Source organism: Stenotrophomonas sp. HITSZ_GD (assembly GCF_029543105.1).
Classification (GTDB): domain Bacteria; phylum Pseudomonadota; class Gammaproteobacteria; order Xanthomonadales; family Xanthomonadaceae; genus Stenotrophomonas_A.
The window spans coordinates 40,566-65,220 of the sequence record NZ_JARQXB010000006.1; the positions used below are offsets into that span (position 1 = coordinate 40,566).

Annotated in this window: 22 protein-coding genes and 1 pseudogene; 6 read left to right on the forward strand and 17 right to left on the reverse strand. The window is 67.7% G+C overall.

Translation table 11 applies throughout. The annotated features are described in order from the left end of the window. Positions 1-13: 13 nt before the first annotated feature. From P6166_RS07990 to P6166_RS08005, 4 genes are all read right to left on the reverse strand, one after another. On the reverse strand, positions 14-1,669 hold the full coding sequence (locus tag P6166_RS07990; protein WP_277763946.1) for a hypothetical protein: 1,656 nt from the start codon (positions 1,667-1,669) through the stop codon (positions 14-16). A 209-nt stretch (positions 1,670-1,878) separates the two neighbouring features. Continuing rightward, the gene (gene hemB, locus P6166_RS07995; protein ID WP_277763947.1) at positions 1,879-2,868 is read right to left on the reverse strand and encodes a porphobilinogen synthase; all 990 of its coding nucleotides are present in this window, start codon (positions 2,866-2,868) and stop codon (positions 1,879-1,881) included. Positions 2,869-2,896: 28 nt separating this feature from the next. Further along, the gene (locus tag P6166_RS08000) at positions 2,897-3,814 is read right to left on the reverse strand and encodes a bestrophin family ion channel (protein ID WP_277763948.1); all 918 of its coding nucleotides are present in this window, start codon (positions 3,812-3,814) and stop codon (positions 2,897-2,899) included. Between the two features lie 149 nt (positions 3,815-3,963). Beyond that, positions 3,964-4,212 (reverse strand): hypothetical protein, encoded by a 249-nt coding sequence (locus tag P6166_RS08005; RefSeq protein ID WP_277763949.1) that lies wholly within the window; start codon positions 4,210-4,212, stop codon positions 3,964-3,966. 198 nt (positions 4,213-4,410) lie between these two features. On the opposite strand from P6166_RS08005, the gene P6166_RS08010 reads away from it, so the two are divergent. Next, positions 4,411-4,869 carry a hypothetical protein gene (locus tag P6166_RS08010; protein WP_277763950.1) on the forward strand — a complete coding sequence of 153 codons (459 nt, stop codon included), beginning with the start codon at positions 4,411-4,413 and terminating at the stop codon, positions 4,867-4,869. 66 nt (positions 4,870-4,935) lie between these two features. Here P6166_RS08010 and P6166_RS08015 read toward each other — a convergent pair whose 3' ends face one another. Next, positions 4,936-6,759: a DUF885 domain-containing protein gene (locus P6166_RS08015; RefSeq protein WP_277763951.1), complete on the reverse strand. Its 1,824-nt coding sequence runs from the start codon at positions 6,757-6,759 to the stop codon at positions 4,936-4,938. A gap of 233 nt (positions 6,760-6,992) precedes the next feature. Here P6166_RS08015 and P6166_RS08020 point away from each other — a divergent pair, with 233 nt between their 5' ends. Further along, positions 6,993-7,916: a 2OG-Fe(II) oxygenase gene (locus P6166_RS08020; protein ID WP_277763952.1), complete on the forward strand. Its 924-nt coding sequence runs from the start codon at positions 6,993-6,995 to the stop codon at positions 7,914-7,916. A 47-nt stretch (positions 7,917-7,963) separates the two neighbouring features. On the opposite strand, the gene P6166_RS08025 is transcribed toward P6166_RS08020, so the two are convergent. Beyond that, complete coding sequence (locus P6166_RS08025; RefSeq protein WP_277763953.1) at positions 7,964-10,192, reverse strand: S9 family peptidase; 2,229 nt, start codon at positions 10,190-10,192, stop codon at positions 7,964-7,966. Between the two features lie 122 nt (positions 10,193-10,314). Further along, positions 10,315-11,004, reverse strand: a complete 690-nt coding sequence (locus tag P6166_RS08030; protein ID WP_277763954.1) for a glutathione binding-like protein — start codon at positions 11,002-11,004, stop codon at positions 10,315-10,317. A gap of 108 nt (positions 11,005-11,112) precedes the next feature. On the opposite strand from P6166_RS08030, the gene P6166_RS08035 reads away from it, so the two are divergent. The 3 genes from P6166_RS08035 (at position 11,113) to P6166_RS08045 (ending at position 14,523) form a co-directional block, all read left to right on the forward strand. Then, the gene (locus P6166_RS08035; protein WP_277763955.1) at positions 11,113-11,739 is read left to right on the forward strand and encodes a TIGR00645 family protein; all 627 of its coding nucleotides are present in this window, start codon (positions 11,113-11,115) and stop codon (positions 11,737-11,739) included. A 157-nt stretch (positions 11,740-11,896) separates the two neighbouring features. After that, the gene (locus P6166_RS08040) at positions 11,897-12,940 is read left to right on the forward strand and encodes an energy transducer TonB (protein WP_277763956.1); all 1,044 of its coding nucleotides are present in this window, start codon (positions 11,897-11,899) and stop codon (positions 12,938-12,940) included. A 101-nt stretch (positions 12,941-13,041) separates the two neighbouring features. After that, a complete protein-coding gene (locus tag P6166_RS08045; protein WP_277763957.1) occupies positions 13,042-14,523 on the forward strand; it encodes a hypothetical protein in 1,482 nt (493 codons plus the stop codon). 66 nt (positions 14,524-14,589) lie between these two features. Here P6166_RS08045 and P6166_RS08050 read toward each other — a convergent pair whose 3' ends face one another. From P6166_RS08050 to P6166_RS08075, 6 genes are all read right to left on the reverse strand, one after another. Further along, the gene (locus tag P6166_RS08050) at positions 14,590-15,036 is read right to left on the reverse strand and encodes an EF-hand domain-containing protein (RefSeq protein WP_277763958.1); all 447 of its coding nucleotides are present in this window, start codon (positions 15,034-15,036) and stop codon (positions 14,590-14,592) included. 252 nt (positions 15,037-15,288) lie between these two features. Further along, positions 15,289-16,485 (reverse strand): ABC transporter permease, encoded by a 1,197-nt coding sequence (locus P6166_RS08055; RefSeq protein ID WP_277764065.1) that lies wholly within the window; start codon positions 16,483-16,485, stop codon positions 15,289-15,291. A 5-nt stretch (positions 16,486-16,490) separates the two neighbouring features. Beyond that, positions 16,491-17,237, reverse strand: a complete 747-nt coding sequence (locus P6166_RS08060; protein WP_277763959.1) for an ATP-binding cassette domain-containing protein — start codon at positions 17,235-17,237, stop codon at positions 16,491-16,493. A 31-nt stretch (positions 17,238-17,268) separates the two neighbouring features. Further along, positions 17,269-18,858, reverse strand: coding sequence for an alpha/beta hydrolase (locus P6166_RS08065; protein WP_277763960.1), 1,590 nt, complete (start codon positions 18,856-18,858; stop codon positions 17,269-17,271). 82 nt (positions 18,859-18,940) lie between these two features. Then, entirely contained in the window at positions 18,941-19,135 is a 195-nt protein-coding gene (locus tag P6166_RS08070; protein ID WP_277763961.1) for a helix-turn-helix transcriptional regulator, read from the reverse strand. After that, entirely contained in the window at positions 19,132-19,740 is a 609-nt protein-coding gene (locus P6166_RS08075; protein ID WP_277763962.1) for a hypothetical protein, read from the reverse strand. Before P6166_RS08075 ends, P6166_RS08070 begins: the two co-directional genes overlap by 4 nt. Before the next feature lie 1,187 nt (positions 19,741-20,927). Here P6166_RS08075 and P6166_RS08080 point away from each other — a divergent pair. Further along, positions 20,928-21,166, forward strand: a pseudogene (locus P6166_RS08080) (hypothetical protein); the annotation flags it as partial. A 122-nt stretch (positions 21,167-21,288) separates the two neighbouring features. On the opposite strand, the gene P6166_RS08085 reads toward P6166_RS08080, so the two are convergent. The 4 genes from P6166_RS08085 to P6166_RS08100 form a co-directional block, all read right to left on the reverse strand. Continuing rightward, entirely contained in the window at positions 21,289-21,657 is a 369-nt protein-coding gene (locus P6166_RS08085; RefSeq protein WP_277763963.1) for a hypothetical protein, read from the reverse strand. Between the two features lie 118 nt (positions 21,658-21,775). After that, on the reverse strand, positions 21,776-22,084 hold the full coding sequence (locus tag P6166_RS08090) for a hypothetical protein (RefSeq protein WP_277763964.1): 309 nt from the start codon (positions 22,082-22,084) through the stop codon (positions 21,776-21,778). Positions 22,085-22,452: 368 nt separating this feature from the next. Continuing rightward, positions 22,453-23,673, reverse strand: a complete 1,221-nt coding sequence (locus P6166_RS08095; protein WP_277763965.1) for an MFS transporter — start codon at positions 23,671-23,673, stop codon at positions 22,453-22,455. Positions 23,674-23,833: 160 nt separating this feature from the next. Next, positions 23,834-24,613, reverse strand: a complete 780-nt coding sequence (locus tag P6166_RS08100; protein WP_277764066.1) for a ferredoxin--NADP reductase — start codon at positions 24,611-24,613, stop codon at positions 23,834-23,836. Positions 24,614-24,655 lie beyond the last annotated feature (42 nt).

Below are 24,655 nucleotides of genomic sequence, written 5' to 3' on the forward strand. Positions count from 1 at the left end.
AAGCCGATCGCGGTCACGCGTTCCAGGCCGAGATGCGGAATTGCAGCCGGCCCTTGACGCCCGGCCGGGTCGGGATGCGCTCGCCGTGCGCACCGATGCTGAAACTCTCGAACGGGATGTCGATGTTCACCGCGCGCTGGCGCAGCTGCTCGGCCGATACGTCCACGTCCTGCGTGGGGCTGCTGACGCCGGCATCCTGCCAGGCATAGCGCACCTTCCACGCCGCGCCGGCGCGCAGCGGCGGCACCATCGACAGCACGATCGAATTGCGGAACAAATAGCCGCCCTCGTAGTGCTGGTTGATCCACAGCTTGCGCTCGATCTCGTAGTCCGGCACGCGGATGCCCAGCGTCATGCCGTAGGACAGCGAGCGGTCGCTGTCGTCCACCTTGGCCGCATTGGCGAGGAAGATCGAGGACAGGTAGTGCGGCACCTCCTTCTTCCAGGTCGCATGGCGCACGCAGGCGACCGAATCCTCCTCGGCCACGCGGCGGGTGAGGTACCACAGCTTCCCGCGCGGCGCGGCGAGCATTTCGACCTGGTACAACGCATCGACCTCGCGCCCCTGGTCCTGCGCTTGCTGCACCTTATCCGGCAGGCGGATTTCGTCCAGCTGCATCCACACGTCCACGCGCACGTCGCCGAACAGGAAGCGCGCCAGGTTCTGGAACGCCTCTTCGCTGTTGACGATGCCGTAGAAGCCCGAGTGCGAGCGGTAGGCGTAGGCCCGCGCGGCGTAGTCGCCCAGCGTGCCATCCGGGTTCACGCCTTGCAGGGTGGCGTTCTCGATCTTCACCAGGCCATCGCTGCCGTTGCCGACGAAGGTGCGCGAGAGGCCCGCCGCCGCGTCGTAGTCGGCGCGATTGGTGCCGACCATGCAGAACACGCGGCGCGAGGGAAACAGCGCTTCGGGCAGCAGGTCCACGCGGCCGCCGTTCTTCTTCGGCAGGTCGCCCAGGGCGAGGTACTGCGGCATGCGCTTGTCGCGGTCGAAGTTGGCGATGTCAAAGGCGGTGAGCCAGCTGGGCACGTTGCCGCCGGCGACATCGATGCCGTTGTGCGGCGTGGCGTAGGTGAACAGCTTGTCCACGCATGGCCGAGTGCCGGCGACATCGAGTGCCGGGTTTTGCAGGAAGGCGCGGCTGACCAGGCCGCCCATCGAGTGGGCGACGAGGTAGCAACGGAAGTCCGCCGGCTTCACCTGGTTGGCGGGGTTGGCGCAGATCAGCTCGCGCACACGCGCGATCAGCTGCGACAGCCGCTGCGCCGATTCCTCGATGCTCGGCGTCTTGCCGCCGCCGAACAGCGACGAGGCCGGGTCGTAATAGCGGTGGATCACCACCGAGCGCGAGCCGAGCTGGTTGCCGGTGGGCTGGCCGTCGGCACTGGATTCCCAGCCCGGGTCGAGGATGTCCTGGCCGTCCTCGTAGACGTCGCTGTAGTCGAACTCGGACATCAGCCGCACCACCGGCGACTCGAACACGTACTTGCGCGGCGCGCGCTCGCGGTCGGCCACGGCGCGGTAGACGGTGGAGCCGAGATTGAAGCCGCAGAACGGATCGGCGCTGGTCTGGTCCATCTCGTTGCGGGTCATCGCATACCCGCGCACGTAGATGATGGGGTAGTACGGCGGCGTCCAGGGGGTCTTCTTGGCGGCGGCCTTGGCCATGGCGGCATGCTCCTGGTAGGGCGGTCGTGGGAACGCTTAGGAGACAACGGCGGGCAAAGCCCGCGAAGGCCAGAGTGTGCCGGCACGCCGTCCCAGGAGCCGAGACGGCGGTCGCGGTTGGCGCGCCGGTCTGGAAGCGGCGGTTCCGCCCGGGTGCGCGGACAGCCGGCGCGCCGCATTGGGGGAGCGGCGCGGTAAAGCGAGGGGCTTCAGCCCTCGCGCAGCCAGCGCGCGATGTCGGGCGCGAAATAGGTCAGCACGCCGTCGGCGCCGGCGCGCTTGAAGCCGATCATCGCTTCGAGCACGCACTTGCGCTCGTCCAGCCAGCCGTTCGCCGCGGCCGCCTTGAGCATCGCGTACTCGCCGCTTACCTGGTAGGCGAACACCGGCACGCGGAACTCCTCCTTCACCCGGCGCACGATGTCCAGGTACGGCATGCCCGGCTTGACCATCACCATGTCCGCGCCCTCTTCCAGGTCCAGCGCGATTTCGCGCAAGGCCTCGTCGCCGTTGGCCGGGTCCATCTGGTAGGTCTTCTTGTCGGCCTTGCCGAGGTTGCCGGCGCTGCCCACCGCATCGCGGAACGGCCCGTAGAACGCGGAGGCGTACTTGGCCGAATACGCCATGATGCGCACGTTGGTGTGCTGGCCGTCATCCAACGCGCGGCGGATCGCCCCGATGCGCCCGTCCATCATGTCGGAGGGAGAAATGACATCCGCGCCCGCCTCGGCGTGCGACAGCGACTGCTTCACCAGCGCCTCGACGGTGATGTCGTTGAGCACGTAGCCCACCTCGTCGATGATGCCGTCCTGGCCATGCGTGGTGTACGGGTCCAGCGCCACGTCGGTCATCACGCCCAGCTCGGGGAAGCGCGATTTCAGCGCGCGGATCGCCCGCTGCGCCAGGCCATCGGGGTTCCAGGCCTCGGCCGCGTCCAGGCTCTTGCCGCGCGGGTCGATCACCGGGAACAGGTCCAACACCGGGATGCCCAGCTCCAGCGCCTGCTCGCCCACGCGCAACAGCTCGTCGATGGACAGCCGCTCCACGCCCGGCATCGAGGCGATCGGCGCGCGGCCGTCCAGTTCGTGCACGAACACCGGGTAGATCAGGTCGTCGGTGGTCAGCGTGTTTTCGCGCATCAGGCGGCGCGAGAACTCGTCGCGACGCATGCGGCGGGGGCGGTAATGGGGATGGGCCATGGACGGTTCCTCTAGCGGATATCGAAGTTCATTGCAGGACGTAATCGCGCGGCTGCAGCGGCTCGGGCAGCGGGCGCTCGCCCAGCGCGTCGCGCAGGTCGATCTCGATGCCGCGCACCAGTGCATCCAGCGGCAGGTCGTTGGGCGCCAGGCCGAAGGGCTCTTCGAGTTCGTCGCCGAGGTGGTCCAGGCCGAAGAACGCGTAGGCCAGCACCGCAGACACCAGCGGCGTGAACCAGCCCAGCGAGCCGGCCAGGCCGAACGGCAGCATCACGCAGAAGATCCATGCACCGCGATGCAGCAGCAGGGTGTAAGCGAACGGCAGGGGCGTGGAGGCGATGCGCTCGCACGCGGCCTGGATGCCCGTCATCGCGGTGACGCGGGCTTCGATGAGGCCGTACTGGATCGAATCGATGCTGCCGGCGCGCCGCGCCTGGCCGAGCGCGTCGCCCATCAGGCCGAGCAATTGGTCGGGCACGTTGAGGCGTTCGCCCAGGCGGGCGGCATCGTCTGCCTGCAGCCAGGGGTGCGCGGCCTGCCGGGTGTCGCGGCCGCGCAGCTTGGCGGCCAGCGTGGCCGAAAAACCGATGGCCAGGTACACCAGCCGGCGCCGCAGCGTGGCATCGTCGGGCCAGAACACTTGGCATTGCCGTGCCAGCGTGCGCGATTCGACGATCAATTGCCCCCACAGCTTGCGCGCCTCCCACCAGCGGTCGTGGCAGGCGTTGTTGCGGAAGCTCAGGAAGATCGACAACACCAGCCCGAACAGGCTGAAGGGCGCGATGGACAACGCGCTGGCTGCGAACGGGTGGTAGGCCTCGGCGAAGGCGCACACCGCCACCGAGAGCAGCACGATCGCCAGCACCTTGGGCGCGATGGCGGGCAGGATCGAACCGCGGATGATGTACAGCAGCTGCCAGCCGTGGGGGCGCGGACGCAGGATCATCGGGGAGGCCGCCAGCGTGCGCGTAGCACGGGCGAAGGCGTCGATGGCGGAAGGGAGGCGTCATTCTACGCCCGGCCCGGCCACCCCCGCTGCGACCGCCGGTCGCAGGGCGCGGCACGGCGCGTTCCAGCGCCGTGCCGCATGCGGTGTCAGACGATGCCGCCGCCCAGGCCCAGGCGCAGCATGCCCACCACGATCACCACGGCATTGAGCAACAGGCCGGTCTTGGCGCGGCCGCGGTTGCCCGGCGCGGTGAACAGGATGCCGATGGCCGCGATGATCGCGCCCAGGCCGGCGAACGGAATCACGAACCAGTTGCCCCACCCCAGCAGCGGGATGAAGGCGATGATCATCCACACGATCGCCACGACGCCCCAAAGCAGGCTGATCAATCCCATCTCATGCTCCTTCCATGCAGGTCATGGCCGCACCATAGCGTGGCTGAGCGCTTCAGGCCCAGGCCATAAGTTGACCCACCGAAGACCCGGCCTTGCCGTGCCCATCACGGTGCCGGTTGCAGGCTGCGGGGGCGGCGCAAGTCCGGCACGATTCAGTCCGGGGGCGGGATGATCCGCCCAACGAGAGAGGGAAACGCCATGAAGACCACCATCGCCGCCGCCTGCCTTGCCCTCGCGCTGGCCGGCTGCGCCAGCTCCTCCAAAGTGATGCTCGGCAGCCCGCGCCCGCCGGTGGACCCGGCCGTGGTGCAGGTGTATTCGACCACGCCGCCCGGCGCGGTGGAGATTGCCCAGGTCGAGGCGACCAGCGCGGTCGGTTTCGGCACGCAGGGCCAGACCGATGCAGCGCTCGTGCGGCTCAAGCAGGAGGCGGCCAAACTGGGCGCCAACGGCATCGTGATCGTCGGCGTCGGCGCCAATGGGCGCTCGCCGGCCTCGGTATCGGTGGGCGCCGGCTCGTGGGGCTCGCACGTGGGCGGCGGCGTGGGCATCGGCATCCCTACGCAGCAGAAGAGCGCGGCGGGCGTGGCGATCTACGTGCCGCCCGGCACCCCCGCCCAGCCGGTACCGATGCAGAACCCGCCGCCGGCGCGGTAAACCCTGCCGTACCCGTATGAAAAAAGGGCGCCGTTCGCACGGCGCCCTTCTTCGTGCCGGGTGGGCTCAGCCCTGCTTCGCAGCCGGCTTGGCGGCCGGCGCCTTGCCCAGCTGGGCGGGGATGAACACCTCTTCCACCGCCTTGGCCAGCTGGTCCGGCGGCAGCAGGCCCTGGTCGAGCAGGAAGTTGTTGAACTTCAGGCGGTCGAACTTCGGCCCCAGCGCCAGCTCGGTGCGCATGCGCAGTTCCAGGATGCGGCTGTAGCCGTAGAAGTAGCTGCCGGCCTGGCCGGGCGCGCGCACCATGTAGCGGTCCAGCTCCTGGCGGGCCATGGCCGGCGACAGGCCCACGTCGTTCTCCAGCACCAGGCGCGCCCGCTCGCGGTCGATCAGGCCCAGGTTGAGCATCGGGTCGAGCATCGCGCGCGCGGCGCGCAGCAGGCGGAACTGCAGCGCGATCAACTGCCCGTCCAGCGGCTCGTAGGGCACCATTTCCGCCTCGGCGTACAGCGCCCAACCTTCGACGTTGACCGAGTTGAAGGCGTACATGCTGCGCGCCAGCGACACGCCGCGCTCCACCATGGCGGTGAACTGCAGCTCGTGGCCCGGGCGGCCTTCGTGCGCGCTCAGCGTCCACGCCGCCGAACCGAAGTTGAAGTCGTCGTACTGCTCCTTCTTGCCGCCATCGGCCTGCGGGTTGCCCAGCGGCAGCACGAACTGTCCCTGCTGGCCGGTGTTGCCCACCAGCGGCGCGGGCAGGAAGTGCGGCGCGGGCTGGGCGGCGCTCTCGGCCGGCGAGCCCAGGCGCATCTGCATCGGGCGCTGCGGCACGTCGACGATGCCTTGCTTGCGAATGATCGGATCGATCTGGTCGATCACGCCGCGGTAGTAGTGCTCCAACTGGTCGTCGGCGATCTTGTTGCCCTTCAGCGCGCGGATCACGTCCACATAGTCGCCGCCTTCCGGCAGGCCCTTGGCCTTGGCCACCAGCGGGGCGAGCTGGCGCATCGCAGAGCGGGTTTCCATGAACTCCACCTGCGCGCGGTCCATCAGCGCCTGCGGCTCCACGCCGATGCCCACCTGCTTGAGCTGGAAGGCATACAGCGGCGCGGGCAGGCGTGCGTCCTCGCGCGCCTTGGGCAGCACTTCGCTGCGCGTCCACTCGGCGTAGGCCTGCAGCTGGCTGGCGGTGGCCTTCAGTGCTTCGTCGGCGCCGGCGATCTTGTACTTGCCGAACAGGTCGCGGATGCCTTCGATGTAGGTGTCCACGTTCGCCAACGCCTGCTCCACCTCGCGCTTGGTCGGCTGCAGCAGCTGCGGGTTGGACAGGCGTTCGGTATAGCGCGCCTTGGCCAGGTCGGTCATCGCGGTGCTGCCGGGCGCCAGGCCGGTGTAGGCCTTCAGGCGTGCCAGCGCGTTGGCGCGCCGCGCCGCGGGGGTCTGGTCGGAGAGCAGGTTGTTGATGCCGCTGAACACCGCCTGCGGCACGTCGGCCCACGGCAGCAGGTAACGCTCGTTGAGCTCGCTGCCTTCGATTTCCTGGTCGATGGCATGGATCAGGATCGCCAGGTCCTGGCGCACGTTGTTGTCCTTCTCCACGGCCAGCTTGCCTTGCAGCTCGGTGCGCACCTTGGCCAGGGCGGCGCGGTAGCGGGCGTCGTGGTCCGGCCCGAGGTCGGCGACCTTGTCGTCGTAACCCGGCACGCCGAAGAAGCTGACCAGCTCCGGCTGGTAGGGGCCCTGCGCATCGAGCAGGATCTGCGTGAAGGCATTGCTGCGCGCCACCCACGCCGGGGCGGCGGGCGTGGCGGACTTGGCCGGCGCGGCCTGGACGGCGTACGGCAGGGGCGCGAGCAGCGCCAGCGAGACAGCAAGGACGAGCGGCTTCATCGGGCGGTTCCTTGAACGAGGATGAGCGCACGCTACGCGGGGGCGCGGTGGGCGGCAATCTCCCGAAGGTCATGCGCCCTTCCGGGGTGGCGCGGGTCGCGGCCGAGGTGCCGCCGGCGTGGCGGTTCGCGGGCCCACGCTGCGGGACTTGCCGCGATGGCGGGGCCGCGTCGTGGCCTTGGGCGCATGAAGTGGGCGAAAATCCGCGTTCTCCCACATCGGTCCGATCACGGATGACCTCACCGCTGCCGCCCCTCCTCCACCCCGACGTCGCCGCGCAACGCGCCCGCTGGCAGGCCGAATTCGCCGCCGCGCAGCCGTTCCGCCACGTGGTGATCGACAATTTCCTGGCCCCGGACGTGGCGCAGGCGCTGCTGGAGACCTTCCCGGGCTTCGAGCGCGGCAACTCGGTGGGCGATGACGGACGCCAGGGCAACAAGTCGGTGCTCGAACGCATCCGTGGGCTGGGCGGGGCGTGGAGCGCGCTGGACGACGGCATCCAGTCGCCGGCGTTCCTGCAGTGGGTCGGCCAGCTCACCGGCATCGAGGAACTGCTCTACGACCCGTTCTACCTGGGCGGCGGCACGCACGAGAACCGCCACGGCCAGGCACTGAGCGCGCACATCGACTTCAACTACCACCCCAGCGAGCGCTGGCACCGCCGCCTGAACCTCATCGTCTACCTCAACCCGGAATGGGAACAGGCATGGGGCGGCAACCTGGAGCTGTACCGCGACCCCTACCACGACCCCGCGCCGCAAGTGCGCGTGGTGCCGGCCTTCAACCGCTGCGTGATCTTCGAGACCACCGAGCATAGCTGGCATGCGTTCGACCCGATCGTGCTGCCGGAAGACAAGCGCACGTTGAGCCGGCGCTCGGTGGCGCTGTACTTCTACAGCCGCGAGCGGCCGGCGGAGGAAGTGGCCGGGCGGCACACCACGCATTACGTCGATGCGGGCATCCCGGCGCACCTGCAGGCCGGCCACACCCTCAGTGCGACAGACATGGCGGTGCTGCAACAGATCGTCGGCCAGCGCGACCAGCGCCTGCGCGATCTCTACGCGGAGAATTCACGCCTGCTGCAGGCGCAGGATCGCGGCTTCGGCGGGCACCTGCTGTACCTGGCCAAGCGCCTGTACGTGCGCACGCGGCGCTAGGGCCCCGCGTACCCGGCTGCCCGCCGTGCGGCGGGGCAGCCCCTTGCTCATTTCAGGCAGCGGTCGATGAAGGCTTCGGCTGTCTTGTAGCGGTGCAGCGCGTTGCTGCCCGACAACCCGTGCTTGGCGCCCGGGTAGGTCATCAGCTCGAAGGGTGTGCCACGCTTCTGCAGCTCGCTCATCAACGAGGTGGCGTTGGTGAACAGCACGTTGTCGTCGGCCATGCCGTGGATCAGCAGCAGCTTGGCGGTCAGGCCATCGAGGTGGCTGGCGATGCGCGCTTCCCGGTAGCCGGCCTCGTTGGCGGCGGGCAGGTTCATGTAGCGCTCGGTGTAGTGCGTGTCATAGAGCGCCCAGTCGGTGACCGGCGCGCCGGCCACGCCGCAGGCATAGGCCTCGCTGTGCTTGGCGAGCAGCATCAGCGTCATGTAGCCGCCGTTGGACCAGCCCTGCACGCCGATGCGCTTGGCATCCACCCACGGCTGGGACTTCAGCCAGGCCACGCCGCGCAGCTGGTCGTCCACCTCCACGGTGCCCTGCACGCCATACAGCGCGCCTCCGAAATCGCGGCCGCGGCGCGGCGTGCCGCGGTTGTCCAGCGAGAACACCACGTAGCCCTGCTGGGCCAGATACTGGTTGAACAGCGCGTCGCCCTTGGCGGCCCAGGCGTCGGTCACGGTTTGCGCCGCCGGGCCGCCGTAGACGAACACCATCACCGGGTAGCGCTTCTTCGCATCGAAGTGCTCCGGCTTGATCAGGCTGTAGTGCAGCTCGGTGCGGCCATCGGCCGCGGTCAGGGTGCCGAATTCGACCGGGCGCTGCGCGTCGCGGTACTTGGCGTAGGGATGCTGCGGATCGGCCAGGTCGTTCTTCAGCAGCGTGGCGATCTTCTCGCCGTTGGCCCGGTACAACTCGATCTGCGGCGGCGTGGCCGTGTTGGACCAGTTGTCGACATAGACGCTGGCATTGCGCGCGAAGATGGCCGCATGGGTGCCGTCCACCTTCGACAAGCGCTCGATTGCCCCGCCCGCCAAGGGCACCGCGTACACGTTCTTCTGCAACGGCGAATCCCGGGTGCCGGCGAAGTACACCCGGCCGGCGGCTTCATCCACGGCCAGCACGTCATCGACGATCCATTCGCCCGAGGTCAGCGCGGTCATCGACGCGCCGTCCTCCGATGCCAGGTACAGGTGCTCGAAGCCGCTGCGCTCGGACGCCCACACGAAGCGGCCATCCTTCAGGAAGCGCAGGCTGTCGTGCAGCGGCACCCAGGTGGCGCTGGTTTCGCGGGCGAGCACGCGCTGGCGGCCGGTGGCCAGGGTGTCCTCCACCAGTTCCAGCAGCTTCTGGTCGCGCGACTGGCGCTGGAAGGTCAGGCGCTGCGGGTCGCGCCAGTCCACGCGGGCCAGGTAGATGTCCGGGTCCTTGCCCAGGTCCACCCAGCGCGGCTTGGCGCCGGCCTTCGGGGCGATCGTGCCGAGCTGCACGCGTGCATTCGGCTGGCCGGCCTGCGGGTAGCGCTGGGCGACCACGTCGGTATGGTCGGCGTAGACCTCGTAGCGCTTCTGCACCGGCACGGTGGATTCGTCGATGCGCGCGAAGGCGATCGCCGAATCATCCGGCGCCCACCAGTAGCCGGTATGGCGGTCCATCTCTTCGTCGGCGACGAATTCGGCCACGCCGTTGCCGATGGTCTCGCTGCCGTCCCGGGTGAGCTGCACCTGCTTGCCGCTGGCCAGGTCGATCACCCACAGGTTGCGCTCGCGCACGAAGCTGACGTAGCCGCCTTCGGGCGAGATCTTCGGGTCGGTGGCGAAGCCTTCGCCATGGGTGAGCTGGCGCACCGCCGCCGCGCCCTGCTTGCCCAGGTCGTACAGGTAGAGCTCGCCGCCGAGCGGGAACAGCAGCGCGCGCGCATCGGGCGACCACTGGTAATCGACGATGCCGGCGAAGGCGGCGATGCGCTGGCGCTCGCGGCGCGCCTTCTCCTCGTCGCTGAGCTGCTCGCCGCCGGGCAGCACCACCTTGGAATCGACCAGCAGGCGGGTCTGGCCGCTGGCGATGTCGTACTCCCACAGGTCCAGCTGGTTGCGGTCGTTGTTCTTGCCGCGCAGGAAGGTGACGCGCGAGCCGTCCGGGGCGACCTGCGGCTTCATCAGGGTCGGGCCGGACAGGGGCAGCGGGCCGGTGATGGCCTGCAAGGTGAGCTTTTCGGCGTGGACGGCAGGGGTAGCGGCAGCGAGCATGAGGGCGAGCGAGGCGAACAGATGGCGCATGGAAGGGGTTTCTCGGAGGTAGCGGCTTTTCGGCTTCTCCAGGCGCGGCGTCAGCCCGCGGCCCAGGGCGCCTCAGTTCACGGCATCAGCCGCGCTTGGCGGGGCGCATCACAGGTGGGCGATCACTTCTGCCCGAACAGGTGCTTGCGCTCTTCCTCGGTGAGCGGCTTGCCGGCGTTCGGGTTGACCTGCTCCTTGAGCGCATAGGCCCGGGCGGTCGCCGGGCGCGCGGCGATGGCCGCGTGCCAGCGCTGCACGTTCGGGTAAGGCGCCATGTCCAGCGGGGCCTTGTCGTAGGCGTTGATCCACGGGTAGATGGCCATGTCGGCGATGCTGTATTCCTCGCCGGCAACGAAGGCGTGCGACGCCAGCTGGTGGTCCAGCACGCCGAGCAGGCGCTGCACCTCGCGCGTGTAGCGGTCGATGGCGTAGGCAATCTTCTCCGGGGCATACACGGTGAAGTGGCCGTATTGGCCGCTCATCGGGCCCAGGCCGCCCATCTGCCACATCAGCCACTGGTTGACCGCCACCTTCTGCCGCACGTCGCTGCCGAAGAAGCGCCCGGTCTTGTTGGCCAGGTAGAGCAGGATGGCGCCGGATTCGAACACGCTGATCGGCGCACCGCCGTCGGCCGGGGCGTGGTCGACGATGGCCGGCATCTTGTTGTTCGGGGAAATGGCCAGGTAATCGGGCTTGAACTGGTCGCCGGCCCCGATATTGACCGGCTTGACCGTGTAGGCCAGCCCCGCCTCTTCCAGGAACAGGGTGATCTTGTGCCCGTTCGGGGTGGGCCAGTAGTGGAAGTCGATCATGGCGGGCTCCGGCGAAGGTGAGGGCGCAGTGTAGCGTCCACCCCCGCTTGGCAGGGCCGCATGGGGCCCGTTACCCTCGCCGCTCCCCTGATACGAGCTGTTCCCCGCATGTCGCCTTCGCCCCGCCTCAGCCCCGTGCCCTCCCTGATCTTCGCCTCGCGCTGGCTGCAGCTGCCGCTGTACCTGGGGCTGATCCTGGCCCAGGGCGTGTACGTGTTCCTGTTCGGCAAGGAGCTGTGGCACCTGATCCACGAGGCGCCCAGCCTGGGCGAGCAGCAGATCATGCTGATCGTGCTCGGCCTGATCGACGTGGTGATGATCTCCAACCTGCTGGTGATGGTGATCGTCGGCGGCTACGAGACCTTCGTCTCGCGCCTGCGCCTGGAAGGCCACCCGGACCAGCCGGAGTGGCTGAGCCACGTCAACGCCTCAGTGCTGAAGGTGAAGCTGGCGATGGCGATCATCGGCATCTCCTCCATCCACCTGCTCAAGACCTTCATCGCCGCCGGCGCGCTGGGCGGCATCCCGCTGTGCGCGGCCGACAAGATCAACGTGGCCGCCTCGCAGATCGGCGAGGCCAACTGCTCGGCGCTCACCGCCGACGGCGTGATGTGGCAGACGATCATCCACTGCGTGTTCATCCTCTCGGCGATCGGCATCGCGTGGACGGACCGGTTGATGTCCAACGCCGGCCCGCACGGCGCCGCCGCCCATCCGGGCCCTCACGGCCACTAAAGCCGTGCCGCCCGTGCGCCCGGTCACACATTGACCGGGCGCACCGCTTGCCCGTTGGCATACAGGCAATGCTAGATTGCGGACTTGGCCGCCACCTTCGGGAGGGAGGGGGACGGCTCCGCAACATTCACCAGATTTCCGGGGTCAAGGGGGACACATGTTGGATCTGAGTTCGCGTCGAGCGGCACGCCTGGCCGTGCCGGTGCTGCTGCTGGTGGCCCTGGCCGCCTGCTCCAAGAAGGAAGAGGCCCAGCCGGCCGCCGCCACGCCCGCCGCCGGTGGCACGGCGACCCCGGCACCGGCGAACACTCCCCCGGCCGCGGCGCCGGCCACCACGCCGGAAACCGCCGTGTCGGCGCAGGTGCAGGCGATGTCGGTGGACCAGCTGCGCGAAGCCGCCTCGCTGGCGCTGCGCGAGAACCGCATGTACGCCCCGACCGGCAACAACGCCGTCGAGTACTACCTGGCCCTGCGTGACAAGCAGCCGCAGGACGCCACGGTGAAGAGCGCGCTGACCGACCTGACGCCCTACACCCTGATCGCCGCCGAGCAGAGCATCAACCGCGAGGACTTCCCGGAAGCCCAGCGCCTGATCGCGTTGATCGAGAAAGTGGACGACAAGGCCCCGGCGCTGCCGCGCCTGAAGGCCGGCGTCACCAACGGCATGCAGAACGCGGCCACGCGCACCGCGCAGGAAACCGAGAAGCTCAAGAAGCAGGCCGATGAGAAGGCCCAGCAGCTGGTCGAGCAGAAGAAGCAGGCCGACCAGCAGGCCAAGGAAGCCGAGGCCGCGCGCCAGATCGCCGCGCAGCAGGAAAGCGCCCGCGCACAGGCCGCCGAGGCCGAACGCCAGGCCGCCGCCAAGCGCGAAGCCGACCAGCGCGCCGCCGCCGCGGCCGCACCGAAGCCGGCGGCGCCCTCGCCGACCGCCGCCGCGTCGGCTGCCGCCACGCTGCGCCCGATCAGCACCCCGGCCCCGCGCTATCCGCCGGAAGCCCTGCGCGCCGGCACCTCGGGCGAAGTGCTGGTGGAGATCACTGTCGGCACCGACGGTTCGGTGACCAGCTCGCGCGTGCTGCGCGCCAACCCGGCCCGCGTGTTCGACCGCGAGGCACTCAACGCCACCAAGCGCTGGAAGTTCGAGCCCGTCGCCGCGCCGGTGACCACCCGCCGCACGCTGTCCTTCAGCCCGGGCACCTGAGCAAGCCCACGACCCACCGGGGCCCGGGATCTTCCCGGGCCTTTTTTTCGCCACTGGCCCATGGCCGCGCGAGCGGATCGGGCTCCATCGGAAGGACATCGATGCGTGTGTACCGCTGGCAGATCCTGCCGCTGCTGTTGCTGCTCTTCGCACCCGCCTTCGCCCGCCCCGCCCCGAGCGAGGACTTCGCCGCGCAGCTGCAGGCGGTAGCGCGTACGTTGGACGGCGCGCCCAACGCCGAAGGCCAGGCGAAGCTGGAGGGCATGATCGCCGATCCGCGTTTCGACACCCTCGACCCGCCGCAGCAGGCCGCCGCGCTGGCCGTGGCCGGCTGGAGCGCGCTGGGCCTGCAACGCGTGGCGCAGGCGCGCGCGTTGCTGGAGCGCGCCAGCGTCATCGAGCCCTCGATGGCCGAGCTCTGGTACATGCGCGCCGTGGTCGACCACCAAAACGGCGACCGGGAACTCGCCGCCGCCCACCTGGCCCGGCATGTCGGCGCCTCGCCGAAGACCTTGCCGGAACTGGATACCGGCGTCATCTACGCATTCCTGCGCGACGCGCCACCCGAGGGCGAGGGCCGCCGTGCCCTGCTGCAGGCGCTGTTCGACGCGCGCTGGACCGTCGGCGGCAGCGCGCCCACCGCCGAGTGGTACGAGCTGGCCGTACTGCAATACGAGGCCGGCGACCGCGACGCGGTACCCGCCACGCTGGCGCGCATCGACAGCGCCGACGGCATGGTGCGCCTGCGCGCCGACCGCCGCTTCGACCCCTGGGTGGACCGCGCGGCGCCGCGCTGGAACGTGCGCCGCGCCGTGCAGCAGCAACAGGACGCGTTGCGCGTGGCCAACCTGCTCGATCCGGACGACATGAGCGTGCTGGTGAACCTGGCCGCCACGATGCTCTCGCTCGGCCAGTACGAGGAAGTGCTACGCATGAGCGAACAGGTGAGCGCGGTGGTGGACGCCGCGCAAGCCCAGAACGCGCAGGGCCCGTATACGCACATGGACCAGTTCCTGTGGCTGATGGAGAACCGGGTCGAGGCGCTGCGCCGGCTGGGCCGCAGCGACGAGGCCCTGGCCCTGCGCCAACGCCTGCGGCAGATGCCCGAGCTGGGGCAGCGCAATGTCAGCCAGGCCTTGAACCTGGGCGAGATGCTCGTGGGCCTGGAGCACCCGCAGGAGGCCTTGGCGGCCATTGGCGAGCTCGGCCAGACCTCGCCCTATGGGGAGATGGTCAAGCACATGCTTCATCTGCTGGCCGCGCGGCAAATGCACGATGAGCCAGCGGCCCGACAGGCGTTGGACTACTTGCGCGCGCACCGCGCCGACGCGCCGCGTGTCTGGCTCTCTTGCCTGCTGTTGATCGACGCGCAAGACGAAGCAGCGGCGTTCGTGCGTGACGAACTGGCTTCGCCGCTGCGACGCGGCGACATGCTGTTCGACCTGCAGGACCAGCCCGAACCGGAGCCGCTACCCGCCTTCGCGCCGCTGGAGCCACGCGCGAAGGCCTTGAAGACGCGGGCGGACGTGCGTGCCGCGATCGACGCGGTGGGGCGCGTGGAGCATTACGACATCGGGCTGTGAGACCACATAAGGCCGGGCATCGGCGATGCCCGGCCCCGTGCCTGGGTTCGGCGATGGAAGCGCGCGTTACATGCCGTTGGAGGCCTGCTTCATCGCCTTGTCGTGGCCGGCCTGCAACTCGGCCGCGGTGAGCTTGCCGTCGCCATCGGTATCCATCCTGGCGAACATCTTGGCCGAGCCGGCGGCGTGTTCGGCGGCGGAAATGCGGCCATCGCCGTCGGTATCGATCTCCTTGATCTTGTCGGCCGAAGACAGCTTCATCTTGTCGGCCTGCCCCTCTTTGCCCTTGGCGGCCCAATGGGCGTCCATCTCGGCGGCAGTGACGTAGCCATCCTTGTTGGCATCCATGGCGGTGAACATCTGCTGCGCACCGGCGGCGTGTTCGGCACTGGTGACCGTGCCGTCGTGGTTGGCGTCCATCTTGTCCATCTTGGCGGCCTTGTCGCCCGCCATGGCCAGCGCCGGAAGCATCAACAGGGCGCCAAGCGCCGGGATCATCGGGTTGCGTTTCATCCTGCCCTCCGCAGGTCTGGGTGTGCGCCGAGCCTGCGCGCGCATTCGTTGCGCCGCCGTCAATCCCACGCGAAGTGGCCCTGCGCAGCGCTGAACCGCTCAGCGGGTCGTTGCATGGAAACGATTCGAGTTCGGGATGAGCGGTGATTGGCCCCATCGGTGGCGATGCGCGCGCGCCGACGTGTCCGACGACCTGTAGAGGGCAAAGAAAAAGCCCGGCGCTTGGCCGGGCCCTTCCCCGCATCGACGATCTCAGCCGCTGATCGCCAATCGCTCATGGTGATAACGCCGCACCGCCGCGAACCACAGCAGCGCCGCCAGGCCGAAGCCCGCGCCGAGATATACCGCCCACACCTGCAGGTCGATCGTTTCGTGGCGGGTGATCTTCTGCAGCATCTGGTTCTGCGCCAGGAACGGCACCGCGAAGTGCCACAGCTGGGTCTTCAGCGGATACACCATCAGTGCGTAGCCCGGCAGCATCGGCAGCAGCATCAGCCAGGTCATGTGGCTCTGCGCTTCCTTCATGCTCTTGGCGGCGGCCGCCAGGTAGGTCAGCAGCGAGGTACCGATGAACAGCATCGGCATCAGCACGAACAGCATTTGCACCATCGACACGAAGCTGACGTTGAGCTGCCGCGCGGCCCCGCTGGCGAACATCGCGCTGAACTTGAAGGCCAGCAGGGTCAACAGCAGCGAGACCATGCCGATCACGCAGGCGGCCGCGATCTTGCCGCTGACCACCGCGCTGCGCGGCGCCGGCGTCGCCAGCAACGGCTCCAACGACTGGCGTTCGCGCTCGCCGGCGGTCGCGTCCAGGATCAGGTACGCGCCGCCCAGGAACGAGGTGATGATCAGCAACACCGGCAGCAGCAGCGACATGTAGAAGCCACGCTTGGCTTCGGCCGTCGCCAGGTCCTGCATGCCCACGTCCACCGGGCGCGCCACCTGCGCGTCGATACCACGTGCCAGCAGGCGCAGCGCGCCGACCTGCTGCGCGTAGGCCGTCAGCGCGGCCTGCAGGCGCGTGCTGGGAATATCCGCATCGCGCCGCGTGGTGTCGCGCAGGATCTCCACCAGCGCCGGGCGGCCTTCGCGCCAGGCTTGTGCGTAGTCGTTGCTGATGCGCATCGCCACGTCGATGTCCTGGCTGCGGATCGCGCCGGTGAGGTCCTCCGGCGCGGGCACCGCGTTGAGCCCCTGCGCCTTGAGGAAGGCCACCAGGTTCGGCGCGGCCTGCGCGTTGACGGTGGGAATCTCCAGCGGCTTGTCGATCTGGGTCTTCACCCGCGACTCGGCCAGCATGTTCATGCCCAGGATGAGCACCGGGTACAGCAGCGGCGCGAGCAGCAGCGAGAGCAGCAGCGTGCGGCGGTCGCGGGAGATATCGCGTAGTTCCTTGCGCATCACCGTCCACACGGTGGCGATCAGGCCGCGCTTCTTGGGTTCCATCGGGTTCATGCGTGCAGTCCCTCGTCCGAGCCGATCGCCTTGACGAAGGCGTCCTCCAGGTTGTCCTCGCCGGTCTGCGCGCGCAGCTCGTCGGCCGTGCCGGCGGCGACCACCGTCCCCTTGGCGATGATGGCGATGCTGTCGCACAGCGCCGCCACCTCCTGCATGATGTGGCTGGAGAAGATCACGCAGCGCCCTTCCTCGCGCAGCTGGCGTAGGAAACCGCGCAGCGCGCGCGTGGTCATCACGTCCAGGCCGTTGGTGGGTTCGTCGAGGATGACGTTGCGCGGGTCGTGCACCAGCGCGCGGGCGATGGCGGTCTTGGTGCGCTGGCCCTGGCTGAAGCCTTCGGTCTGGCGGTCGAGGATGTCGTCCATGTCCAGCGCCTTGGACAGCACGCGCACGCGCTCGGCGATGTGCGAGGCCGACATGCCGTGCAGCTGGCCGAAGTAAGCGATGTTCTCGCGCGCGGTGAGGCGCTTGTACACGCCCCGCGCATCCGGCAGCACGCCGAGGCGGCGGCGCACGGCGATGGGGTCGCGCGTGGTGTCGATACCGTCCACGGTGACGCGGCCGCTATCGGGCGACATCAGCGTGTAGAGCATGCGCAGCGTAGTGGTCTTGCCGGCGCCGTTGGGGCCGAGCAGGCCGGTGATGCGGCCGTCGCCGGCGCTGAAGCTGACCCCATCCACGGCCTTGACCAGGCCGGTGCGGGTCTTGAACGACTTGTGCAGGTCTTCGGCGATGATCATGCCGCGTCCTCCATGTGAGCGATGGCGTGCATCAGGGTTCCCATCCGTTGAACGAGGTGAAGGCCGGCACGCGGTTGAGATCCTGCACGCACGAGGCATCGAGCGACTTCGCATCGCCCTTGTCGAAGAACTGGCCGATCAGCTTGGGCACGCAGCCCAGCGCCATCACGCTGTGGCCCTGCCCCGGCGCGATGACGTGCTTGCCGTTGGGCAGGTGGGCAAGCACGCGTTCGGCGTAGCGCGGCGGCGTGACCGGATCGAGCTCGCCGGACAGCAGCAGCACCGGCACGTTGCCGGTGAGCGGCGCGGTGAAGTCGGCCGGCGCGGTGCCACTGGCCCAGGCCGGGCAGGCGGCGAAGAACATCTGCGCTACTTCCGGGCCGAGCAGCGTGGAGGCGGTTGCCTCCGAGGGCTTATAGCGGCCGGCGTCCTCGGCGCAGATCACCGACCACTGCATCAGGCGGTTCATCTGCCCGCCCAACTGGCGGTTGGCCAACTGGGCGAGCGACATCAGCGGCTCGTAGCGGCCATGCGACGCCTCGTCCAGCACCAGCGGCAGCAGCGAGGCCGTCTGCGGAGCGTAGGAGAAGGCGAACGCGAGGCCGACCACTGTGTCGGCGGTGACCTTGCCGTGCGCGATCTCGCCGGTGCCCGGGTGGCGGTAGTCCACTTCGACCGGCGCCTCGCGCAGGCGCGCCAGCACGTTGCGCAGCTGTTCGTGGGTGTCGGTGGGGAAGCGCTTGGTGCAAGCGGCGTCCTGCCGGCACTGCGCGGCCTGCAGCTTGATCGCATCCTCGAAGGTGGTGGCGAACTCGCCGCCGACCACCAGGTCGTTCGGCGCCACGCCGTCAATCACCAGCGCACGCACATGCTGCGGATAGCGCTTGGCGTACTGCTGCGCGACGCGGGTGCCGTAGGAGACACCGACCAGGTCCACGCGCGGCGCATCGAGCGCGGCGCGCACGGCGTCGAGGTCACCGATGGCCTCGTGGGTGGTGTAGAAGCGCGTATCGGTGGTGGGCTTGAGCGCGGCGGCGCAGCGGGCGGCGTAGTCGGCGACCACCTTGGCGGCGTCGGTGACATCTTCCTCCGGCAGCGCGAGCGGCTTGCCGTCCGGGCCGAGGCACGCAAGCGGGTGCGAACCGCCGGTGCCGCGCTGGTCGATGAGGAACACGTCGCGCTGCTTGCGGGTTTCGGCCAGCGCGACCTCGACCAGGCTGGCCACCTCGGTGGCGGACTGGCCCGGTCCGCCGGCGATGAAGAACACCGGTTCCAGGTCGGCGGCGGCGTCGTTCTTGGAATCCAGCCAGGCGATCTTGAGGTCGATCTTGCGACCGTTGGGCGCGGCGGGGTTTTCCGGCACGGCCAGCGTCGTGCACTGCGCCTCCACGTTGCCCGCGGCCTGGGCCGAGGTCAGCGTGCAGGGGTGGAACTTCAGCGAGCCGCGCGTGCGGGTGACCGGCGCTTCCTCGGCCACGGCGTGGCGCGGCTTGGACGCGGCCTTGTTCGGCGCGGCGGCAGTGGCAGCGGCCGGCGCCGGGTGGCGTGCCTGCCATTGACGGTATCCGAACAGCGCCGCGACCACCACCAGCGCCAGGATGATCCTGACCTTCTTGGACATCTGCGTTTCCTTCCTGAGTCTTCGTTCCACGACGCGGCGGCGCGGCCGATGTGACCGTCCCCCCGCTCCCCACTTCAACATCTCATGTTTCGTACAGGAAAATCCGTTCGATCGCCTCACCAAAAAGACGTGCGATGCGGAACGCCAGCGGCAGGCTGGGATCGTACTTGCCGGTTTCCAGCGCGTTGACCGTCTGCCGGGACACACCCAGTTCCTCGGCCAGCTGGCCCTGGGACCAGCCCTGCCCCTCGCGCAGTTCGCGCAGGCGGTTGTTCATTGGTAGCGCCGCCGCAGCCACAGGCTGGCGAGCAGGCGCACCAGCAGGATGCCGGCGAAGACCCACGACATGGCGGGTTCGGCCTCGACGTGGATGAGGCCGAAGCGCTGCAACACCCAGGCGGAGAAGTAGAGCTGCGGGACGACCAGCGCGGCGATGGCCAGGGATTCGAGCTCGATCTTGCGTTGGAGCTCGTCGGCATCGCGCAGGTAGCGCAGTGCGGCGCGCAGGAGCAGGGCGATGGCCGCGAGCGGCAACACGCAGACCACGGCGACAAGCCACGGGCCGTGCGATTGCGTGGAGAGCCAGGGCGAGAGGATCAGCAGCGCGAGGTAGACCAGCAGGCCAGGCGTAGCCTCGCGCAGGTAACGACGGGAGAGCTGCTGCTGGAGGCGGTCGGACTCGTCGGGCAGCCACTGCGGCCGCAGCGTATGCAGGGCGCAGACGAGCAGCAGCGCGACGCCCATTCCCCAGGCGAGGCCGGCGGTGAAGTCGTGGTAGCGCAGGGGCAGGCCGAGGGCCGGGAGGTAGGCGGCCGCGGCGAGCAGCGTGGCGATAACGGCCAGGCCGCGCAGGCGGTTGCTGCGCGAGAGGAGTGCGGTCACTGCGGAGCCCCTGTCAATGATGCTTTACATCAGGATGGAGCCCGGACCTGGACCTGTCAAGTTTGCTTGACTAGCAACACTACGTCGCTCCTCGGCGGGCTGCAGCGTTTAGGCCAGTGACGTACCGCAGAACACTGGGCTGTGGCTGAGGCATTCACCAGCCGAGTTTATGCGCTGGATGCAAAATGCGGAGTGATATGAAGAACTTCTAGCGATGGTTCTCTGGAGCAGCCTTGAGCCGGCGCACCTCGGCGGAATCACTCGTCGCCACCGGACTGGCCGCGTCGGTCGCCGCCTTAGCGACTACACCCAGCCATATGGGGCGCACTCGTGAGTTCCGGTCCCACGCGGCCACGTCCACCACTGTGAAGCCGCGCTCGAGAACCTGCTCTCTACGGAACTCTACATCTCATTGGATCGACTCACCTGAGGTACTACATCGAACCTCTTACATACCGCGAGCAGCTCAGCGCCAATGGAAGGCACCAGCCCCACCATTAACAGGTCAGATCCCCTTAGTGACTCCAGAATTTCAGATGACCTTGAGTCGGAAAGGTATGACGGCGCGTCGACCGCAGATGTGGCCCATATGAGACGTTCGCGAAAAAAGTCGGCATCCCACTCGTTTCCGGCGGAAGTCCACAGGCGCTCAACGATATTCTGCACCCCAAAATCTGCAAGCCTCACAATTGCGGCTTCCATCAGCCTCAGGACAATCTCATCTGATTCCCGAACAATTTTGAGTTCCAAGTCATTGCCTCTCCATGAGACAGAGAGGATCTCGGCGTCGTGAAGTGAATGTATTCCGCTTTTCATGCTAGCCGTTTTATATGAGAACTCGTAGGGACAACTTTCTGGGCGCGTCCACTGCCCGCAGAAACGGTCGAAGATTCACCTGCACCTGGAGCTCTTTGCGACGATGCGCCGCCTCTTGATCCCACGACCGCCCGCACCGCTACCGGAAGCGCCTGGAACAGTTAGCACCTCGCCGCGAACTAGCCGCCCATTGCTATCGCGAGATCATGGATGCTTCTCGATGGCCGTTGATCTTGAGTAAGTGAACTTTTAATCAGGGCCTTCACCAGCTGTAGTGCTTTCCGCCTTTGCGGATCGGCCATGATCTCCACGTAACCGTATTCGAGGGCGCACTCTGCGAGACTCGAACAGTCAATAGTGCATGAAGAGATGTCACATGATGCGACCCCTCCATCTGGATCCGGAAGGGCTTGGTCGAAAGTTTCAACGGGAAGTTGAGCGAGCTGCTAAATCGGGAATGGTTCCGCAGCCACGCCAGCGAAGGTGCTGATCGAACGCCGGCGGCAATTCTATGAGCAGGGCCCCACAGCGTCCAGGTTGCAAGCCCCCGGCCACCACTCGGAGGAACTGGTCGGAACCGACACCTTCACGACTAAGACCCACTGCCTGATTGGCGACAATTCTCACTGCACGCCGCGAATTGACTACGGAAAACCAAAGAACTCTAAATGCGTCGCGGATAAGATGAAATGCCATTTAATGCGCAAACCCAATCAGAAGCTAACGGACACTCTATTCAAGCAAAGACATCGAAGACATGTCGATATAAACAGGCTCTTCTTTTGCCAACCCGTCCACCTTAACGCTGAATCGCACACTTTGTGGATAACAATTCGTGCATCGCTGCGCGCCCATGAAGTGAAGCCGGGCACCCTTAGGAAGTAGTGACCTAGAAAGAACTTCCGGCCCATCAAAACCTGGCAACTTGACCAGCACATAAGATTCAATTTTCTTACTTGATGGGTAGGAGTCGACGCCAAGAAGTAGCATGTCGACGGTTGTCATTCGACTACTTGAAACGATCTCCCGAATGCCCGCCTCTTTGCTGACGTCGACATACCTTGCTTCCATCAGACCACACCCGCCGAGGAACATTGCCATCGTTATGTATGCAATCGATGACTTCACTTTCAATCCTCCATCCAAGCACTTGTCCCGTACCGGTCAACCGCCAGCGCCATAAATTTTCTAGCGCTTATCCAGTCGTTTGGCGTCAAGTCTACCTTCCACTCGAAAGACACCTTGGAATCCGCTGCTCGCCGCAGATTCTCCAATTCTTCTCTGATGCGACATAGTGCTGGACCCTCAACGTCTGGCCGATCATCTCGGCGTTGATTGACCTGCCCTTTCCATTATCGATGGTGGTGGTGCCGGCTGAGATGTGGTCGGGCGGACAGCAACGCTGGTACCCGGCCACGGGGAGGCTGAACAGCCACTCGGCGACATCGACCTTCTCGATCGGCACGTTGATGGTGTCGGTATAGGCGGAAGAAGAAAGCTGCTCGTCCGTGATGATGATGTCCGCCATGGCTGGATCCTCTGCGGAATGAATCGCCGCGAGCACGCGCGACGTTGAGGGTTCACTCCCGTGCCGAGCTTTCGTGGTCGGCCATGGCATGGGGTTCCAGTGTTGTCCCTGCGGATTCGTCCAACCAGTTATCTCTGCGACCAGTGGACTTGTACGAAGGTTCGGCGGTGCGGCGTAGCGTGAAGTCAGCGCAATCGCCTATCCATCCAGGCGTCGCCTTTACCTCAACGCTTCCAGATCAACTTCCTTTTCGCGCCGAAGGTCGCGCAATCAACGCTCGCGGGACCAGTCACTGTGTAAAGAAACTTCCTGACAACCCCTTCTTGCCCTGGGTCAAATGCGCCCTTGCCACTGCAGGGGCCGACGGATCAGGAGCGGGCGATATCCGACACCGCCCGCCCTTCGCGCCGCTCCCACCACACCGCCACCGCCCAGAGCAGCAGGCCGATCACCGCCGTGGCCGCCCCCACATACCCCGTGGACGACGGGCTGTATCCCGCATCGATCGCCATCCCACCCAGCCATGGACCAAGCGCATTGGCGGTGTTGAACGCCGCATGGTTCGACGCGGCCGCCAGCGTCTGCGCCTCGCCCGCCGCATCCATCAGCCGCGTCTGCAGGATCACCGCCAGCGCGCCCATCGTGCCCACGGCCACTACCGCGATCAGCACGCTCCACAAACTGTGCGCGGCCAACGGGTAGATGAGCAGCACCGCGATCGACCACACCAGCACCAGCCCCGCCGCGCGGAACTGGAAGCGGTCCACCAGCCAGCCGCCGGCGAAATTGCTGATCAGCGCGCCGATGCCGAACGCGCCCACGGCCAGCGGCATCCAGCGCTCCGACACGCCGGTCACGCGCACCAGCGTCGGCGAGAGATAGGTGAACACACAGAACATGCCGGCAAAGCCAATCGCGCCGATCGCCAACGCCAGCCACACCTGCGGGCGGTTGAACGCCTTCAGCTCGCGCATCGGGGTAGTGCGCGGCTCGTTTGGGTCTGGGGCGAGGAAGCGCGCAATCAGTGCCACCGTGATCACCGCCAGCACGCTCACCAGCCCGAAGGCGATGCGCCAGCTCGCGTGCTGGCCCAGCCAGGTCGTCAGCGGGTTGCCCACCAGGATGGCGACCGACAAACCCAGCAGTACCTTGGAGACCGCCGCGCCGCGCTGTTCGGGCGGGCTGATCGCGGCGGCCACCAGCATCGCCACGCCAAAATACGCGCCATGCGGCAGGCCGGCGATGAAGCGCGCCAGCAGCGCGATCTCGTAGTTCGGCGCCAGTGCACTGCCGAGGTTGCCCACCGCATAGAAGCCCATCAGCAAGAGCAGCAGGGTGCGACGCGGCAGGCGCGCCCCGGCGAAGGCGAGCACCGGCGCGCCCACCACCACGCCGATGGCATAGGCGCTGATCAGGTGCCCGACCTGGCTCTCGCTGATGCCCAGCCCGCGGCTGATCTCCAGCATCAGGCCCATGCTGGCGAACTCGCTGGTGCCGATGGCGAAGCCGCCCAGCGAGAGGGCGATGAGGATCAGCAGGCGTTGGGCGGCGGTGAGCCGCGAGGCGAGCGTCTCCGGAGCGTGGTTCATCACAAGGGGGGGCCGACATGGGGCTGCCTAGTATTGCTGCACGGCAGCACGGCGCAAAGACCATGGCCGCAACAGTGCGCGCCGCCGATGCATCATCCAGCGGTGCGCGCATGCGGCCGTTTCCGGTTGGCGAAGCGGGCCGGAGGCCGCGTCCGTTGCCCTACTTGCTGCTGACGTACTTCTCGCGGCGGATCTGCGCCCCCGGCAAACCCGCTTCCTTCAGTGCCTCGAAGCAGGCATCGACCATGTTCGGGTTGCCGCACAGGTAGGCGATGTCGGTGGCCGGGTCCGGTGCGAATTCGGCCAGGTGCTGCTGCACGTAGCCGTGGCGCGCGTCCGGGTGGGCGTCGTCGGGCAGGCCGCGCGAATAGCACGGCACGTAGCGAAACGCCGGGTGCGCCTCGGCGAAGGCACGGAAATCCTCGCCGTACAGCAGCTCCTCGTCATTGCGGGCGCCCTGCAGCAGCACCACTTCGATGCCCCGCTCGGCCATCGCCTGGGCCAGCAGCGGCAACATCGAGCGGTAAGGGGTCACGCCGGTACCGGTGGCGATCAGGAGGTAACGCCGGTTGTGGTCGCCCGGCTGGAGGCAGAAGCGACCATACGGGCCGCTGGCCTGCAGCGGATGACCCGGCCCGAGCGCTTCGAACAGCGCCGTGGCCGCGCCGCCGGGCACGAAGCTGACGGCAATCTCCACCGCCTCGCCCGGCCCCAGCGCGTGGTCGTGGATGGTCGCCAGCGAGTAGCTGCGCTTGGCGGGGGTGCCGTCGGCGTACTCGAAATGGACCTGGATGAACTGGCCGGGCTGGAAATCCAGGGGCTGGCCGTCATCGCGGACGAAACGATAGTGGCCGACCGTGGGCGCGATCATGCGGCGGTCGACGAGCTTGAGGGGGAATTGAACGGGCACGGAGGCGGAACAGTCTGTAGCCGGGGCCAGGCCCGCGGGGGCCTTCTATAATAACGGCTGTTTTCCCGGCGC